The 15,948-nt window shown below is 70.8% G+C and carries 20 protein-coding genes; 10 read left to right on the forward strand and 10 right to left on the reverse strand.

What is annotated here, in order from left to right; all coding sequences use genetic code 11:
- From ACFY10_RS38240 to ACFY10_RS38255, 4 genes are read right to left on the reverse strand one after another with little or no spacing between them, the layout of a single operon-like run.
- The gene (locus ACFY10_RS38240; protein WP_390669904.1) at nucleotides 1-633 is read right to left on the reverse strand and encodes a TetR/AcrR family transcriptional regulator; all 633 of its coding nucleotides are present in this window, start codon (nucleotides 631-633) and stop codon (nucleotides 1-3) included.
- Between the two features lie 40 nt (nucleotides 634-673).
- Entirely contained in the window at nucleotides 674-1,438 is a 765-nt protein-coding gene (locus ACFY10_RS38245) for a PIG-L family deacetylase (protein ID WP_390669905.1), read from the reverse strand.
- 8 nt (nucleotides 1,439-1,446) lie between these two features.
- Nucleotides 1,447-1,683 (reverse strand): DUF397 domain-containing protein, encoded by a 237-nt coding sequence (locus ACFY10_RS38250; protein ID WP_390669906.1) that lies wholly within the window; start codon nucleotides 1,681-1,683, stop codon nucleotides 1,447-1,449.
- Entirely contained in the window at nucleotides 1,680-2,534 is an 855-nt protein-coding gene (locus tag ACFY10_RS38255) for a helix-turn-helix transcriptional regulator (protein ID WP_390670031.1), read from the reverse strand. The genes ACFY10_RS38250 and ACFY10_RS38255 overlap by 4 nt, the downstream gene beginning before the upstream one ends.
- 141 nt (nucleotides 2,535-2,675) lie before the next feature.
- Between ACFY10_RS38255 and ACFY10_RS38260 the strand changes: the two genes are divergently transcribed.
- Nucleotides 2,676-3,107 (forward strand): ATP-binding protein, encoded by a 432-nt coding sequence (locus ACFY10_RS38260; protein ID WP_390669908.1) that lies wholly within the window; start codon nucleotides 2,676-2,678, stop codon nucleotides 3,105-3,107.
- Nucleotides 3,108-3,116: 9 nt separating this feature from the next.
- Here the strand turns inward: ACFY10_RS38260 and ACFY10_RS38265 are convergent, their stop codons facing one another.
- Nucleotides 3,117-4,016 (reverse strand): LysR family transcriptional regulator, encoded by a 900-nt coding sequence (locus tag ACFY10_RS38265; RefSeq protein WP_390669909.1) that lies wholly within the window; start codon nucleotides 4,014-4,016, stop codon nucleotides 3,117-3,119.
- Between the two features lie 193 nt (nucleotides 4,017-4,209).
- On the opposite strand from ACFY10_RS38265, the gene ACFY10_RS38270 reads away from it, so the two are divergent.
- From ACFY10_RS38270 to ACFY10_RS38280, 3 genes are read left to right on the forward strand one after another with little or no spacing between them, the layout of a single operon-like run.
- Nucleotides 4,210-4,770, forward strand: coding sequence for a DUF6817 domain-containing protein (locus tag ACFY10_RS38270; protein WP_390669910.1), 561 nt, complete (start codon nucleotides 4,210-4,212; stop codon nucleotides 4,768-4,770).
- Nucleotides 4,771-4,810: 40 nt separating this feature from the next.
- On the forward strand, nucleotides 4,811-5,311 hold the full coding sequence (locus tag ACFY10_RS38275) for a hypothetical protein (RefSeq protein ID WP_390669912.1): 501 nt from the start codon (nucleotides 4,811-4,813) through the stop codon (nucleotides 5,309-5,311).
- Complete coding sequence (locus tag ACFY10_RS38280; protein ID WP_390669914.1) at nucleotides 5,308-5,607, forward strand: hypothetical protein; 300 nt, start codon at nucleotides 5,308-5,310, stop codon at nucleotides 5,605-5,607. The genes ACFY10_RS38275 and ACFY10_RS38280 overlap by 4 nt, the downstream gene beginning before the upstream one ends.
- Nucleotides 5,608-5,673: 66 nt before the next feature.
- Here ACFY10_RS38280 and ACFY10_RS38285 read toward each other — a convergent pair whose 3' ends face one another.
- The 3 genes from ACFY10_RS38285 to ACFY10_RS38295 are packed head-to-tail and all read right to left on the reverse strand — an operon-like array spanning nucleotide 5,674 to nucleotide 7,374.
- Nucleotides 5,674-6,321 carry a class I SAM-dependent DNA methyltransferase gene (locus ACFY10_RS38285; protein WP_390669916.1) on the reverse strand — a complete coding sequence of 216 codons (648 nt, stop codon included), beginning with the start codon at nucleotides 6,319-6,321 and terminating at the stop codon, nucleotides 5,674-5,676.
- 52 nt (nucleotides 6,322-6,373) lie between these two features.
- A complete protein-coding gene (locus tag ACFY10_RS38290; RefSeq protein WP_390669917.1) occupies nucleotides 6,374-6,688 on the reverse strand; it encodes an AzlD domain-containing protein in 315 nt (104 codons plus the stop codon).
- Nucleotides 6,685-7,374 carry an AzlC family ABC transporter permease gene (locus ACFY10_RS38295; protein ID WP_390669918.1) on the reverse strand — a complete coding sequence of 230 codons (690 nt, stop codon included), beginning with the start codon at nucleotides 7,372-7,374 and terminating at the stop codon, nucleotides 6,685-6,687. Before ACFY10_RS38295 ends, ACFY10_RS38290 begins: the two co-directional genes overlap by 4 nt.
- A 67-nt stretch (nucleotides 7,375-7,441) precedes the next feature.
- Here ACFY10_RS38295 and ACFY10_RS38300 point away from each other — a divergent pair, with 67 nt between their 5' ends.
- The gene (locus ACFY10_RS38300; protein WP_390669919.1) at nucleotides 7,442-8,008 is read left to right on the forward strand and encodes a helix-turn-helix domain-containing protein; all 567 of its coding nucleotides are present in this window, start codon (nucleotides 7,442-7,444) and stop codon (nucleotides 8,006-8,008) included.
- Nucleotides 8,009-8,149: 141 nt separating this feature from the next.
- Here the strand turns inward: ACFY10_RS38300 and ACFY10_RS38305 are convergent, their stop codons facing one another.
- Nucleotides 8,150-8,353, reverse strand: a complete 204-nt coding sequence (locus ACFY10_RS38305) for a cold-shock protein (RefSeq protein WP_003992177.1) — start codon at nucleotides 8,351-8,353, stop codon at nucleotides 8,150-8,152.
- 308 nt (nucleotides 8,354-8,661) lie between these two features.
- On the opposite strand from ACFY10_RS38305, the gene ACFY10_RS38310 reads away from it, so the two are divergent.
- Both ACFY10_RS38310 and ACFY10_RS38315 read left to right on the forward strand, forming a co-directional pair.
- A complete protein-coding gene (locus ACFY10_RS38310) occupies nucleotides 8,662-9,510 on the forward strand; it encodes a menaquinone biosynthetic enzyme MqnA/MqnD family protein (protein ID WP_390669920.1) in 849 nt (282 codons plus the stop codon).
- 88 nt (nucleotides 9,511-9,598) lie between these two features.
- Nucleotides 9,599-11,308: a protein kinase gene (locus ACFY10_RS38315; RefSeq protein ID WP_390669921.1), complete on the forward strand. Its 1,710-nt coding sequence runs from the start codon at nucleotides 9,599-9,601 to the stop codon at nucleotides 11,306-11,308.
- Between the two features lie 29 nt (nucleotides 11,309-11,337).
- On the opposite strand, the gene ACFY10_RS38320 is transcribed toward ACFY10_RS38315, so the two are convergent.
- Nucleotides 11,338-13,257 carry a sigma-70 family RNA polymerase sigma factor gene (locus ACFY10_RS38320; RefSeq protein ID WP_390669922.1) on the reverse strand — a complete coding sequence of 640 codons (1,920 nt, stop codon included), beginning with the start codon at nucleotides 13,255-13,257 and terminating at the stop codon, nucleotides 11,338-11,340.
- 213 nt (nucleotides 13,258-13,470) lie between these two features.
- Between ACFY10_RS38320 and ACFY10_RS38325 the strand changes: the two genes are divergently transcribed.
- The 3 genes from ACFY10_RS38325 to mqnC are packed head-to-tail and all read left to right on the forward strand — an operon-like array spanning nucleotide 13,471 to nucleotide 15,945.
- Complete coding sequence (locus ACFY10_RS38325; RefSeq protein ID WP_390669923.1) at nucleotides 13,471-13,908, forward strand: SsgA family sporulation/cell division regulator; 438 nt, start codon at nucleotides 13,471-13,473, stop codon at nucleotides 13,906-13,908.
- Nucleotides 13,905-14,696, forward strand: coding sequence for a prepilin peptidase (locus ACFY10_RS38330; protein WP_390669924.1), 792 nt, complete (start codon nucleotides 13,905-13,907; stop codon nucleotides 14,694-14,696). The genes ACFY10_RS38325 and ACFY10_RS38330 overlap by 4 nt, the downstream gene beginning before the upstream one ends.
- A 49-nt stretch (nucleotides 14,697-14,745) precedes the next feature.
- On the forward strand, nucleotides 14,746-15,945 hold the full coding sequence (mqnC, locus tag ACFY10_RS38335; RefSeq protein WP_390669925.1) for a cyclic dehypoxanthinyl futalosine synthase: 1,200 nt from the start codon (nucleotides 14,746-14,748) through the stop codon (nucleotides 15,943-15,945).
- The last annotated feature ends 3 nt before the right edge of the window (nucleotides 15,946-15,948 follow it).

Below are 15,948 nucleotides of genomic sequence, written 5' to 3' on the forward strand. Positions count from 1 at the left end.
TCAGCTGCTCGGGCCGGGGGAGTGCCGGCCCGGGGTGGTGGGTCGGGCGACGAGGACGGGGAGGACCACGGCGTCGACGTAGGCACGCAGGAACGCCCGCGTCGGCGGCAGGTCGTCGAGCAGGCCACGGACGACGAACGCGCCGATCAGCATGTGCGCCGCATGGTCCAGCGCAGGGTTGTCCGCACGGATCTCGCCCTGGTCCACAGCGCGCCGCAGCACTCGGCGGAACTCGTCCATCTCCGCTTCGACGAGCTGCTCCCGGAACACCCGCCCCAGATCCGGGTGGTGCTGCATCGCCATGGCCAGAGCGCGCATGAGCGAGGACGACCGTTCCATGGCGGAGTCGTCCCCGTGGGCCAGCAGGGCGTCCAGGTCGCCGCGCAGCGAGCCGGTGTCGACACCGGCGATGCCACCGCGACGGTTGTGCCGCACCGCCGCGACGACCAGCTCGACCTTGCCGCCCCACTGGCGGTAGAGCGTCGCCTTGCTGGAGCGGGTGCGGGCGGCCACGGCCTCCATGGTGAGGGCCTCGTAGCCGACCTCCCCGAGCAGGTCGAGCACGGCCGCGTACACCTCGGCCTCGCGCTCGGGCGTGAACCGACTGCGGCGCGAAGTCGTCACCTCGGTCACCCCACTCACCTACCCTCAGGTGAACGATACGGTTTCGTACCTATAGAGTAAACCCCGACCGCGGGTCCGCCGGTGCCGGGGCACCGTGGCGGATGTACCACTCGGTGGACATCACCCGGGCCCGTTCCGACGCCTGGAGCGCGGCCAGCCGCCCCGGGAGGGCTCCCCGCGCCACCTCACTGCGATGAGCCATTACGGCATCGAGCTTCTGCTCGACCCACGGCCCGACATCCACGGCCGCCGCGATCCACGCGTCCGGCACGCTGTACATCGCCCTGCCGGGCCGGAGCAGGACGTCGCGGCCCAGGGCGCGGACGGCGGATTCGGGGTGCGTGGCGAGGTAAAGCGCACTCGGCTGCCAGGGCGCACCCGCCTCCGGGTACAGCCGCCCCCATCCGGCGGCCTGGACCGCCAGCACCGTCACCCGGTGGGTGTGCACATGGTCCGGGTGGCCGGTCAGTCCGCCGTACGCATCATGCGTGACGACGATGTCCGGCCTGAACTCCCGGATGTGCACGACCAGTTGCCCCACCGACTCGTCCAACGGTGCATCGCAGAAGCGCGGGGCGCCCGGCGCCGACTCCGGCACCCGCGCATCGGCGTAACCCAGCATCCGCGGCTTCCCGGCGCGGAGGATCCGCAGTGCCTCGGCCAACTCCGCGGCGCGCAGGGTGCCTTCGGCCCAAGTCGCGGTGACGACGGCGGTACGCGCTCCCGAGGCCGCATGTTGGGCGAGTACGCCGCCGGCGGAGAGGGATTCGTCGTCGGGGTGCGCGAAGACGGCGAGGAGGCTGGGGAGCGGCATCCCCGGGGTTACCTACCGGAGAGGAAGGCCGACCAGGTGGTGGGGGAGAGGGTGAGGTGGGGGCCGGTGGGGTTCTTGGAGTCGCGGATGTGGATGGTGTGGGGGCAGGTGGCGACCTCTACGCATTCGCCGCCTGCGCCACTGCTGTGGCTCGACTTGCGCCAGGTGTAGGCGACTTCGAGGCATTCGCCGCCCTCGCCACCGCTGTAGCTGGACTTGAACCAGTTGAGTTCCTCAGCGTTCACAGCTCCCCCAGCTTCCTTTCGATCAGGGCCTGGGACTCCTCGGGAGGGAGTGCCATCGCCCGCATGATTCCATAGCGGTCGGTGATCTTCCGTACCTCTTCCAGGGCGGTGATCAACCGAGGAAACCCCTGGATCTCCGTGTACGCCACCTGCGGGTGCTTCTTGGGCGTCAGGAGGTTGAACGCCCCGTCCATGTTGGGGTGTTGCGCGATAAGGGTCGGCATCACTTGGATCTCAACGTTCCGCAAGCTGCCGATATGCAGCAGTCGGCGCAGCTGTGCTGCGTGCACGTCCCGACCCCCGATCGGTCGATCCAGCAGCACTTCCTCCAGCACGTAACTGCAGAGGGGAGCCGGCCACTTGTCGAAGATCTGCTGACGGTTCAGCCGGTCGGCAACGCGCCTTTGGATGGTCTCCTCGTCAAGCAGTGGCCGTCGACGGGAGAACACGGCCTGTGCGTACTCCTTTGTCTGCAACAGACCTGGCACTCCTTGGTTGGCGTAGAAGTGCAGCTCGACCGCCTCCGCCTCCAGTGCCGCATAGCTCCGATACCACTCAGGATGCCGCGTCCGCGTCTTGCTCATCGCTCGCTCGACATCCGGGATCACCTCCTTCAGCAGCCCGCCCGCATCCAGCAGTTCGTCCGCCTTCACCAGGAACTCCGGCCGGGGAATCCGCACGCCCCGCTCCATCGCGGAGATCTGGTCGGGCCCGTACCCGACCATCTGCCCGAACTCCTTCTGCGTCAGCCCCTTCCGCTCGCGCAGCAGCCTGAGCATCTTGCCCAGCGCGCTGAAGAGTTCCGTCGTCCCGTCGGCCTCCGCGGGCGTCTCCGGCCTCTGCTCCCGCACATCCGTCACGTACGCCACCGTCCTCACACCGTCGTGGTCACGGCCGACCGCCCGACTCCCCACCCCCCGAAGTCGTACTGCTACGCAGAGTCGTGCTGTCGCCCCTGGTCAGCGTAAAGACAACCCACCACGCTCACTCACGTGAACACCGAAATCTCCACCCCCCTGACCACCACCCCCACCGCCGAACTGACCCAGCGCCTCAGCGCAACGCCTCGCGGCGCACGCCTGGCCAGACGGCTCACCGCACAGCAACTCACCGCCTGGGGCCACCCCCACCACACCGACGTGAACGACACCGCCCAACACCTCGTGGCCGAACTCGCGGCCAACGCCGTCACCCACGGCCGCGTCCCCGGACGCGACTTCGAACTCCGCCTGCTCCTCCTCCCGGAGGGCACTCTCCGTATCGAAGTGAGCGATCCGCGCGCAGACCGCCAACTCCGCTTCGCCAACGAGCCGGACGGGGAGGGCGGGAGAGGTCTACTGCTCGTGACGCTCCTCGCCCGCACGTGGGGTGTCTCGGAGCGCACCGTGGGCAAGACGGTCTGGGCCGAGATCGCCCTGCGTTGAGTTGAAGAGTCAGGGCCTCGTTGCCCGCCCCCGCCCCTCCGCCACCGTGTCCGCGAACGCCCGCGCCGCCGGACTGAGCGCGTCCCACCGCCGTACGGCCCAGCCCACGCGCAGCCCCCGCAGTGCAGGCACCGGGATCAGCCGCAAGGCCCCCTCGCCCGGAACCGCCAGCCCCGACAGCGCGGGTACGACCGCGCGCCCCACCCCCAACTCGGCGAGCAGCAGGGCCGTGTCCCAGTCGGCGATGCTTGTGTCGCCGCCCAATCGCACCCCCAACTCCTCGCAGGTAGCGTCGAGTTGAAGGGCGGAGGCGGAGCTGGGCGGGAGGCGGATCACCCGGAGGCCGTTCAGCTCCCCGGCATCCAGGGATGTTCGCCCCGCCAGCGGGTCGTCCTCCCGCACCGCCAGCACCCACGGCAGCTCCGCCACCGCCCGCTGCTCGATGCCCCGCGCGGGCGGACCGAGCGTGATCCATGCCAGGTCCAGCGTGCCGTCGGTCAGCGCCTCGAAGCTGCCCCGCCCCGAACTCACCGTGCGGAACTCCAGGTTGACCTTTGGGTGGCGCCGCCGGAACTCCACCACCGCGTCGGACATGAAGTGCCGTACGGTCGTCGCCCCGGTCGCCACCCGCACGTACCCGCTCTCGCCGTCGACCAGGTCGCGGAGTTGTCGTAGGGCCAGGTCGAGTCCCGAGAGCCCCTCGGTCGCCGCCGCCTCGAGCACGCGCCCCGCCGCCGTCGCCGCAACCCCCCGCGCCTGCCGCTCCAGCAGCGCGACACCGGTCTCCCTCTCCAGCCGCTTGACGTGCTGACTCACCGCCGACTGGGTACAGCCCAGCTCCCGGGCCACCGCACTCAGACTCCCGGCCCGGCACACCGCCACGAACACCCGCAGGTCATCAAGGGTCATAACACCCAAGGTAATACTTGGAGTTGGCGATAAATACCAAGGATTGACTGCACCCATACCCCCGTACGACGATCTCCCACAGGGCAGCCCAGGCGGCAACCCGCTCCACACCCCCCAGCCGACGTCCGGACCAGGCGGGGGAGTTGGAGCGGGTGCCGACCGCACGGGCGCCGTCGCCGAAGGGAGCCGGTCAGTGCAGATCACGTCCATCGCTCAAGCCGAGGTACTCCTACGACGGCTCGGCGCCGACACCGCCCCGCACCCCGGCGGCATGCTCCTCGCCCACCTCGACCGCGTCCGCGCGCGGCTCGCACTGTGGAGGGCCCGCCCCGCCCTGCAACTCGCAGGCCTCTGCCACGCCGCCTACGGCACCGACGGCTTCCCCGCCGCCCTGCTCCCGCTCGACCGACGTGCCGAACTGGCCACGGCGATCGGGCCGGACGCCGAGGCGATCGTGTACTTCTACGCGAGCTGCGACCGCAAGGCCACCTACCCCTGCCTCGCGGGCCCCGGCTCCGCCATGGTCTTCTCCTTCCGCGACCGCTTCACCGGCCGGACCTACGTCCCCGATCTGCGCCTTCGCCAGGACTTCGCCGAACTGACCGCGGCCAACGAACTCGACCTCGCCCGCAGGGACCGCTCCTTCCGCGACCGCTGGGCCCCGGACCTCCTCGCCCTGTTCACCCGCCTCCGCCCTCTCCTGAGCGCTCCGGCCTGGCTGGACTGCCTGGCGGTGCTGCAGTCCCGCCCCTGAGGTTGGTTAGAGGCAAGTCCGCCTAGGGCATGAGGAGTTGGTGACATCCGAACCGGCTGCCCCCGACGGGGATTCCGCCCGCCCGGAAGTGCCCGCCCCCTCACCGGAACTGCTCGACCTCTACAAGTTGGCCGTCGAGATGTCGGACCGCGTCTCCGCCCGGCGCGGTGCCGCGAACGCCTTCTTCCTCTCCGTTCAGACCGCTTTCGTCGGCGCGTTGGGCATCACCGCCACGGACGGCCAGAATGTGCCGTGGTGGGCCGCACTCGTACTGACGCTCGCCGGAGTCTCCATCTCCCTCGTCTGGTGGCTCCAGTTACGCAGTTATCGCGTGCTCAACCGCGCGAAATTCGACATCATCAATGCCGTCGAACCGCAACTGCCACTACAGGTCTTCAGTCAGGAGTGGGCGATACTGACGGGGAATTCTGACGGACCGTGGTGGACCAGGTACACCGAGTTGGGCGCGACCGAGCGGAAAGTCCCCTGGGTATTTGCGGCATTGCACGCAGGTCTGTTCATCGGCATACTCTGCACGTGAGTTATCTGCGCGCGGACGCCGGTCTGATCCGCGAACTTCTGCCGCCGGAGGCTCGGCCCCCGTCGGAGGCCGACGATCTCTTCCTCCTCTACGCCGTCCTCATGCGGGCCAAGGGGGAACAGGTCACCGTGGCCGATGTCCACGACGCCTGGGCCGCCTGGACGGAGCCCCGGAACCCGGACCACGCCGCGCTCGTCCCCTTCGACGAGCTCTCCCCGGCCGTCCAGCGCGAGGACGAGCCCTACGTCCAGGCCATCCAGGCCGCGGCCCGGGTCCGGGCGAAAGACAGGCCCTAGGGAATTCTTGAAGGTCGGCAACAAGGAATTTCATTCGTGGCCGTCCGCCGGAATTCCTCGTACCCTCTACGGCTTTCGGGCTGTCAGGAATGCCTGCGGGGTCGTCTCGCCGAGTTCTTCTGCCGCCTCCCGCACCGTCCGTGACAGAAGCGTGAAACCGGCCTTCGTCAACAGCGCGACCATGTCGTCCGGTTGACGGCGCTGGAAGCCCAGCGACACCTCGTGGCCGAACGGCCGGTCGTGATACCGGGTCTCGTCGCCCACCTGGAAGCCGACCAGCAGATGGCCGCCCGGCGCCAGTACCCGGTGGAACTCCGCGAAGAGGGACGGGAGTCGGTCCACAGGGGTGTGGATCGTCGAGTACCAGGACACGATCGCTGCCAGCGCCCCGTCGGGAAGATCCAGCTCCAGCATCGAGCCCCGCTCGAACCGAAGCCCAGGGTTCTCGCGCCGGGCGATCGTGAGCATCGACTCGGACAGATCGAGACCGAAGATCGACAAGCCCAGTGAGGAGAGGTGCGCGGTCACTCGCCCGGGACCGCAGCCGAGGTCGGCGACCTGCCCGCCCCCGCCCCGGCTCACCAGCTCGGCGAAGCCGGCCAGCACCGCCCCGTCCCGCGGCTTGGCGAGCTCCGCGGCGAACATGTCGGCGTAGTCCTCGGCGATCGCGTCGTAGAAGGTGCGGGTGGTGGTCACGAAGTCGGTGTCGGTCATGGGCTCGACGTTATCGACGCCCACTGACAACGCCCCGCCCCGAGCCCTCGCCTCAGGCCACCCCGGCCATCCGCAATCCGGCCGTCGCCGCCGCAGCCCCCAGCACCACGACCACGAACGGCGCCCGCCGCCAGGCCAGCACCCCGGCGACCGCCACCCCGGCCGGCCGCGCCCACCCCGCGAAACCTCCGCCCTCCGTCAGCGCCCCCGTCGCCAGCAGCGCCACGAGCAGCACGATCGCGCCCGCCGACAGCAACTCCTGCACCCGCGCCGGGAGTTCCACGCGCCCGTGCAGCGCGGGCCCGACCAGCCGGAAGGCGTACGTCCCGACCGCCAGGGCCAGGATCATCGCGACCGTCGCGTTCATGCTGACGCCTCCTTGCGGCCGTGCAGGAACAGCCCCGCCAGCGCCAGCAGGACCGGCACCCCCGCCGGGACGGCCGGCGTCACCGCGAGGGCGATCGCCGCGCCGAGCAGCGCGCACCGCCGTATCCGGACGTCCGCGCGGAGCGTCGGCAGGACCAGCGCCACGAGCACCGCGGGGAAGGCCGCGTCCAGGCCGTACGTCGCCGTGTCGCCCAGCGCGCCCCCGGCCAGCGCTCCGGCCAGGACGCCCACGTTCCATACGGCGAACAGGCCGATCCCCGAGACCCAGAACGCCCTCCGCCGCCGTACCGGATCGGTCTGGGCCAGGGCGAAGGCCACCGTCTCGTCGGTGACGAGGTGGGCGCCGAGGAGGCGGGTGAGGCGGCCCGGGCCGAGGGTGTCGGCGATCGCCAGGCTGAAGGCGGCCGTTCGGGTGTTGAGGAGCAGACCGGTGGCCGCCGCAGCGATCGGGCCGCCCCCGGCCAGCAGGACGCCGACCGCGCTGAACTGGGCGGAGCCCGCGTAGACCACGAGGGACATCACCACCGGCACCCACACCGGCAGCCCGCCGGCCACGGCGATCGCACCGAAGGAGACCCCGACGATGCCGCTGGCCAGCCAGACGAGGGAGGCGTCGCGGATCAGTTGTGTTCGAGGCACTCGGGGCGTTCGCTCTGCCGTACGCATGTTCTCTAGAATGAACAGCAGAAGCTCTGTTCGTCAAGGCGAACGATCGTACCGATGGAGCGAACACATGACGTCCGATGTGCCACCCCGGCTCCCTCTGGACTGGATCGCGGCCGCGCTGCGGCGCGAGCGCACCCGTGCCGGGCTGTCCCTCTCCGAGCTGGCCAAGCGGGCCGGGATCGCGAAGTCGACGCTGTCGCAGCTGGAGGCGGCGAGCGGAAACCCGAGCGTGGAGACGCTGTGGGCGCTCGGGGTGGCGCTCGGGGTGCCGTTCAGCGCGCTGGTGGAGCCGCCGGTGTCGTCCGTGCAGGTGATCAGGGCGGGGCAGGGTCCGACCGTCGCCTCGGAGAAGGCCGAGTACGCGGCCACACTGCTGTCCGCGAGCCCGCCCGGCGCGCGCCGGGACATCTATCACCTGTGGGCCGAGCCGGGGGCGGCCCGTGAGTCGGAGCCGCACATTCCGGGCTCGGTGGAGCACCTGATCGTGTCCACGGGCAGGCTGAAGGCGGGGCCGGTGGGGGAGGCGGTGGAGCTCGGGCCCGGGGACTACATGACGTACCGCGGGGATGTGCCCCACTCGTACGAGGCGCTGGCGCCGGGGACGACGTTCGTGCTGGTCATGCAGCACGTATAGGTCGTACGGGTCCCGTAGGTCGTGCGGATCCCGTAGGTCGTACGGGTCCCGGGAAAGGCAGGAGCCCCGTTGCCTTGCGGCACGGGGCTCCTTGGGTACTGCTCTCAGTTCCGGATCAAAGCACCAGGCTCCGAGACCGAATCAGACGGGGGTGACGTTCTCCGCCTGCGGGCCCTTCGGGCCCTGGGTCACGTCGAAGGAGACCTGCTGGTTCTCCTCCAGCGAGCGGAAGCCGCTCGCGTTGATGGCGGAGTAGTGGACGAAGACGTCCGGGCCGCCACCTTCCTGGGCGATGAAGCCAAAGCCCTTTTCGGCGTTGAACCACTTCACGGTTCCGGTAGCCATAAGCCCTCCTTGGGCCCAAAGGGTTGCCCTGCTCCAGAACCTGCAAGTGTGAAAACAGTGCTGCACAACTGCATACGTCTGAAAACGACGAGAGCCCGCGGTTACATGCTCCGCAGGCTCTGTACTGCAAGGGAAACCAAACTGCAACTTGCGGCGAGCCTAGCACGCAGGCAGCCGAAAGCAATAGAGGGCAAGATCACGTCACCCAGACGTTTGAAGATCGCCCGAGTGGGGTTGACGGGGCGGCGGTGACGGCAACACACCACCCTGAAGGCTGCACCGTACCTCATGGGGTCTAGCCTCGCGATGTGGACAATTCTCGCACCCGGCCGCGCGTCGGCCACATCCAGTTCCTGAACTGCCTGCCCCTGTACTGGGGGCTTGCGAGGACGGGCACGCTCCTCGACTTCGAGCTCACGAAGGACACCCCGGAGAAGCTCAGCGAGCAGCTGGTGCAGGGAGACCTCGACATCGGTCCCATCACCCTCGTCGAGTTCCTCAAGAACGCGGACGACCTGGTCGCCTTCCCGGACATTGCGGTGGGATGCGACGGCCCGGTGATGTCCTGCGTGATCGTCTCGCAGGTCCCGCTGGACGAGCTGGACGGCGCCCGGGTCGCGCTCGGCTCGACCTCGCGCACGTCAGTCCGCCTGGCCCAGCTCCTCCTGGCCGACCGCTACGGCGTCCAGCCCGACTACTACACCTGCCCGCCCGACCTCAGCCTGATGATGCAGGAGGCCGAGGCGGCCGTACTCATCGGAGACGCGGCCCTGCGGGCGAACCTCCACGACGGGCCGCGGTTCGGCCTCGAGGTGCACGACCTCGGCACGCTGTGGAAGGAGTGGACCGGACTGCCGTTCGTGTTCGCGGTCTGGGCGGCACGCCGGGACTACCTGGAGCGCGAGCCCGTCATCACCCGTCGCGTCCACGAGGCCTTCCTCGCCTCCCGCAACCTCTCCCTGGAGGAGGTCGGCAAGGTCGCCGAGCAGGCGGCCCGCTGGGAGGAGTTCGACGAGCGGATCCTGGAGCGGTACTTCACGACGCTGGACTTCCGCTTCGGCGGGCCACAGCTGGCCGCGGTCGCCGAGTTCGCCCGGCGGGTCGGTCCGACGACCGGCTTCCCGGCGGACGTGAAGGTGGATCTGCTGCAGCCGTAAGACGTATGCCGTAAGCCGTAAGCCGTACGGGAACGGCGCACTACCCTTTTCTCGTCGTTACGGGGGATACGGGGGAGGGGTGGACGCCATGCAGCCGCTCGGAGCCGACGAGCCCACCGTCGTGGGGCCCTACCGGCTGCTCGGCCGGCTCGGCTCCGGCGGTATGGGCCGCGTCTACCTGGGTCGCAGTGCCGGGGGCCGCACGGTCGCGGTCAAGATCGTGCACCCGCACTTCGCGCTCGACGAGGAGTTCCGCGCCCGCTTCCGCCGCGAGGTGGACGCGGCGCGGCGGGTGGGCGGCGCCTGGACGGCGCCGGTGCTCGACGCCGACCCGGCGGCGGCCGTCCCCTGGGTGGCCACGGCGTATGCGGCGGGTCCGTCGCTGGCGGTCGCGGTCGCGGACGGCGGCCCGCTGCCGGCTCATTCGGTACGAGTGCTGGGTGCGGGGCTGGCGGAGGCGCTGGCGGCGGTGCACGAACTGGGCCTGGTCCACCGGGACGTGAAGCCGTCCAACGTCCTGCTGACGCTCGACGGCCCGCTGCTGATCGACTTCGGCATCGCGCGGGCGACGGACGGTACGGCATCCCTGACGTCCACCGGTGTGTCCATCGGCTCGCCCGGTTACATGTCGCCCGAGCAGATCCTCGGGAAGGGGGCCACGGGGGCGGCCGACGTCTTCTCGCTGGGGGCGGTGCTGGCGTGTGCGGCGACCGGGGAACCGCCGTTCCCCGGGGACTCGTCCGCGGCTCTGCTCTACAAGGTCGTCCACGAGGAGCCCGAACTCGGTTCGCTGAGCGGCGAGTTGCGGGAAGTGGTGGAGGCGTGCCTGGCCAAGGACCCGGAGCGTCGGCCGACGCCCGGTGAGGTGGCACGGCGGCTGGCTCCCGAGGGGGCGGCGCGGATGGTGGCGGGCGGGTGGCTGCCCGGCGCGCTGGTGGAACAGGTGAGCCGAAGTGCCGTACAGCTGCTGAATCTTGAGGCGGGGGAGGCCCGGGAGGCGGCGTCGGGGCCGGTGGGGTTCAGCAGCCCTTCGGTCGGCGATGCGGTGACGGCCGGCGGGGAAGGGGCCGGGCAGCCGACGGCGGGGGAGTTCGGGCCGGCGCCGGTGATGCCGATCGCCCCGTCAGCCGCTCCTTCCGTGCCTGAGCCGCGTGACGCACCTCCCGTCGAGCAGCGTCCCGGCAGGCTCACCATGTCCGTGGCGGCGACCTCCGCGCCGGGGGACGGCGGGCGCGGGCGGCGGCTGAGCTGCACGGTGGCGCTGGCGGTCGCGGGGGCGTTGGCGGCGGTGACCGTCGGGTCGGTCTTCCTGTTCGACCTGTTGCCGGGCAAGGAGGACGACAGCGCCTCGGGGAGCAGCGGCCATGGGGCGTACTCACCGGCGCCGAGTTCGGTTTCGAGTACGACGCCGGGAGCCACGGCCAGCGAAGTCCCCGGCCCGGCGGGCGCCGTCCCGGCCTCGTACATCGGCACGTGGGAGGGCCAGGCGACCGCCCTCGACGGAGCGCTGCCGGACGGCACCTTCCGGCTGACCGTTCATCAGGCGGGCGTGGGCGAGGAGTTGGGCCGACTCCGGCAGACCGACCAGCTCGGGGGCGTCTGCAACGACGTGCTGACCGTGAAGAAGGTGACGAAGAAGGAGATCGTCACGGTGTCGGTGGGCGCCAAGTCCAACCCCGCGCAGTGCGACCCGACGGCGCACACGGTGCGGTTGTCGCGGGTGGGGGACGACCTGAAGTACGTGTCGGAGAGCTCGGCGGAGGGGAATCCGACGGCTCGGATGTCGCGGGTGAAGTAGGGGGCCGACGGTCCCTCGGCCCCCGTCGCTCACCGGTCGTGCGGGCCCGGGCAGCCGGTCTGGCCGGGCGGGGTCGGTGACGGGTCCTGGGCGGGCGGTGTGACCGGGGGTGTGCCGGTGTCGCCCGTAGCGGGGGCCGGATCCTCAACAGGCTCGGGATCTGCGGGAGTTGGGGTCTCGGGCTCCGATGACGGCGCGCTCGGGGACTCGGGCTCGGGGGTGTGGTCGGAGGGAGCTCCCGGGGTTTCGGGGGTCTCGTCGGTGGGAGGGGCCGGTGTTTCCGGCGACTCGTGGGTCGGCGGCGCCGGGGTTTCGGGGGTCCCCTCGGTCGGCGGCGCCGGGGTTTCGGGGTTCTCGTCGGTCGGCGGCGCCGGGGTTTCGGGGTTCTCGTCGGTCGGCGGCGCCGGGGTTTCGGGGGTCCCCTCGGTCGGCGGCGCCGGGGTTTCGGGGGTCCCCTCGGTCGGCGGCGCCGGGGTTTCCGGGGTCTCCTCGGTCGGCGGCGCTGGGGTTTCGGGTGTGTCGTCGGTGGGAGGCGCCGGGGTTTCCGGAGGCGCCTCGGTCGGTGGCGCCGGATACGTCGGGGGCTGCTCCGTCGGAGCCGGGGGTTCCGGGGACTGCTCGGGGGGCGAGGGCGGGGCCTTCGGGGCGTCGTCCGATCCGCCCGTCTTCGGGGGAGCCGGATCGGTGCCCTTCGGTGTGGTCCGGGGCGGCGGTGGTGTGTCGTCCGTCTTGCCTCCGGCCGTGTCCCCGCCCGGAGCCGGCGTGGGCTCAGCGGTATCACGGGGCTCCGGGACGGATGTTGCGGTCCGGTCGGTGTCGTTCGTGCGCACCTGCTGGCTGCCCTGAACGCCGGCCCCACGACCCGACGTGTCGTCCTTCTTCGGGCCCCCGTTCCGCGCAGCCGTCGACGGCGGCCCCACCGGTGCTTCGGCCACCGGCGCCTGAACCACGGGCGCGTCGGCCACCGGTGTGCGCCGCGCCGGAACCTGACCGGCGTCGGCCGGGCCGAGCACGAGGAGGAGCACGGCGGCGCCCGCCACGACCGCCCCGGCAGCCACCGCCGCCTGCGCCTTCGAACCGCCGACCGCCGCCTGACGCACTCCGTGCAGCAGCCCTCCGTGCCCGCCCGCCGCGGTCGCCGCACCGGCCGACCCGGCGGTGAAGGCGAGCAGGAACTTGCCCGCACCGCCCACCACGAACACCAGAAGCGCAGGACCGACGATCGCGGGCAACCGGTCGTTGGCACTCATCAGGGCGGCCAGCCGCGCCCGGCAGTCGTCGCACGCGTCCACATGCCCGAGCAGCCGCTCGGACTGCTTCGCCGTCGCCGCGCCACGCACATACGCCGGCATGCGAGCCCAGTGCACCTGGCACGCGGGGTCGTCCGGCGCACCGGTCTGCGCCCGCAGGAACGCCTGCCGCATCCCCTCCCGGGCACGGTGCAACAGCACAGCCGTGGCACCCTCCTTGGTCCCGAGCTGCGGCCCGATCGCGGCCAGCGGCTGCCCCTCCGCCTCGGCCAGCCAGAGCGCCTTCACCCACCGCTCGGGCAACTGCCCCAGCACCCGTACCACCAGGTCGACGGAGGACACCTGCTCGGCCGGATCGCCCCCGTGCCCGTTCCGCTGTTCCACCACCTCGACCCGCTCCTCGCCGTGCGGATCCCGCGGCGTCTCGCGCACCGCGCTCCCCGCCGCGATCGCGAGATGCCGCACCGTCGTCATCAGGTACGCCGGCACGTTGTCGATCTCGTGCCCCGCGGCCAGCCGCCGCCACACCCGGAAGTGCGCCTCGGCGACGAGGTCTTCGGCGGTCCAGGCGTTCCGGGTGAGCGAGCGGGCGTAGGCGACGAGCCGCGGCTGCTGTTCCTCGTAGATCCGGGCGTACGCGGCCGTGGCGGCATGGGTGGCGGAGGCCGGTGCGGACACCGCAGGGGAACCGTCGGACATGGCGGAACGCTCCAGTTGCCTACTGAGGGCGGGGAAGGTTTTGTAAGCCTAGATGGCAAAAGTTTCAATCAAAGTTGCGGCTAATCCCCGATGTGGCGCACGTCACGAAAGTTGCCTCCCGTTGCGGCGTAATGCCCACCCCCTCGACGTGCTCTAAGGAGTGCGCAGGCCCAACTGGCCGCCGCAGAACCCGACATGCTCGAAATGCTCTACATGCCCGAAAAGGGAGCCCCCCTCGTGTACATAGCCCTGGAGCAGCCCACCGGCGCCCACCTGCTCACCCCCGACCACGACGAACTGGCGGTGCCCGTCACCCTCCGCTATCTCTCCGACGATCCCCTGGCGGTCCATTTCGTCTTCCCGGCCTGGATCTCGCTCGACGAAGAGGAAGTGACCTGGACGTTCGCCCGCAGCCTCCTGGAGGAGGGCCTGGGAAGCCCGGCGGGCCTCGGCACGGTGCGGCTCTGCCCGGACGGCCCGTCCCACACCGTCGTGGAACTCCACGCCCCGCAGGGCATTGCGGCGGTCCGCTTCCAAACGGCTGCCCTCAACCGCTTCCTGCTCCGCTCCTACACGGTCACCGAGCCGGGCGGCGAGCCCCTGGAACCGGCCCTCGACCGCGGGCTCGCTTCTCTGTTCGGCGTCGTGTGAGTCCCGGGTTGCTGATCGCCGTCGCCGCGCTGTGGGGCGCGGCCGTGGGGACGCTGTTGCCGCGTGCCGCCTACCGGTTCTCCGTGCCGCCCGAGGAGACGTGGCGGGAGTCCTGCCCCGGCGGACATCCGATCGGCGGGTGGGCCGGCGGCTGGATCGGATGGGCCCGGTGCGGGGAGTGCGCCGCCGGCAGCCCCGTACCCGTAGAAGAGGACGCGCAGGAAACCGCCGTACAGGGGCAGTCGTACGGTCCCCGTGCGCTTGCCCTCTCGCTCGCCACCGCCCTGGTCTGCGCCGCCTTGGCCGCCGCCACCGGTACCCGGCCCGAGCTGGGTGTGTGGCTGTTGCTCGGGCCCGTCGGGGTGTTGCTGGCGGTCGTCGACCTCCGGGTGAAGCGGCTGCCCGACGTTCTGACGCTGCCGCTCGCGGGCCTTGTCCTCGTGCTGCTCGGTGTGATGGCGCTCTTGCCCGAGCACGCCGGCGACTGGATCACGGCGCTGTACGGAGCCCTCGCGCTCGGCGGTTTCTTCCTGGTGCTCTTCCTCATCAATCCGGGTGGCATGGGCTTCGGGGACGTCAAGCTGGCGCTCGGGCTGGGCGCCGCCCTGGGGTGGTACGGGTGGCCGACGGTCATGCTCGGCACCTTCGCCGCCTTTCTCCTCGGGGCCCTGTACGGCGGCGCACTCGTCGTCGCGCGGCGGGCCGGGCGCAGGACGGCCCTCGCGTTCGGGCCGTTCCTCATCGGCGGGGCGTTCCTCGGGCTGCTGATCGGGGCGTACGCGGCCTGACGTAGGCTGGTCGGGTCTGTCCACAACCCTTGACGAAAGGGACGCCCCGGTGACCGAGAAGGCCGACCTTCAGCCCGTCCTCGACCGTGCCGCGGCCGGTGGCCGGATCACGCCGGAAGAGGCGCTCGACCTCTACCGCGACGCCCCGCTGCACGCGCTGGGCGCCGCCGCCGACGCCGTACGCCGCCGCAAGTACGCCGGCACCGAGCACATCGCGACGTACATCATCGAGCGCAACATCAACTACACGAACGTGTGCGTCACGGCGTGCAAGTTCTGCGCCTTCTACGCCGCTCCCAAGGACACGGCGAAGGGCTGGACGCGGGATCTGGACGACATCCTGCGGCGCTGCGCGGAGACCGTCGAACTCGGCGGCACCCAGATCATGTTCCAGGGCGGACACCACCCGGACTACGGCGTCGAGTACTACGAGAAGCACTTCGCCGCCATCAAGAAGGAGTTCCCGCAGCTCGTCATCCACAGCCTGGGGGCGAGCGAGGTCGAGCACATGGCCCGGATCTCCAAGGTGAGCGTGGAGGAGGCCATCTCCCGTATTCACGCCGCCGGCCTCGACTCCTTCGCGGGTGCGGGCGCGGAACTGCTGCCGGAGCGGCCCCGCAAGGCCATCGCGCCCCTCAAGGAGAGCGGCGAGCGCTGGCTGGAGATCATGGAGACCGCGCACGGGCTGGGCGTCGAGTCGACGTCCACCATGCTCATGGGCACGGGCGAGACCAACGCCGAGCGCATCGAGCACCTGCGGATGATCCGTGACGTACAGGACCGGACGGGCGGCTTCCGCGCCTTCATCCCGTACACCTACCAGCCCGAGAACAACCACCTGAAGGGTCGCACCCAGGCCACGCTCTTCGAGTACCTGCGGATGATCGCCATCGCGCGGCTGTTCATGGACAACATCCAGCACATCCAGGGCTCTTGGCTGACCACGGGCAAGGAGGTCGGGCAGCTCTCTCTCCATTACGGCGCCGACGACCTCGGCTCGATCATGCTGGAGGAGAACGTCGTCTCCTCGGCCGGTGCCAAGCACCGCTCCAACCGGCTCGAGATCATCGACCTGATCAGGAAGGCCGGGCGCGTTCCGGCCCAGCGGACGACGACCTACGAGCACATCGTCGTCCACGACGACCCGGCGAACGACCCCGTCGACGAGCGGGTGATGTCCCACATCTCGTCCACGGCGATCGCGGGCGGCACCGCGCATCCCGAGCTGAAGCTCCTCTCGTCCAACTGACGT

This window comes from Streptomyces sp. NPDC001401 (genome assembly GCF_042895385.1).
Classification (GTDB): Bacteria; Actinomycetota; Actinomycetes; order Streptomycetales; family Streptomycetaceae; genus Streptomyces.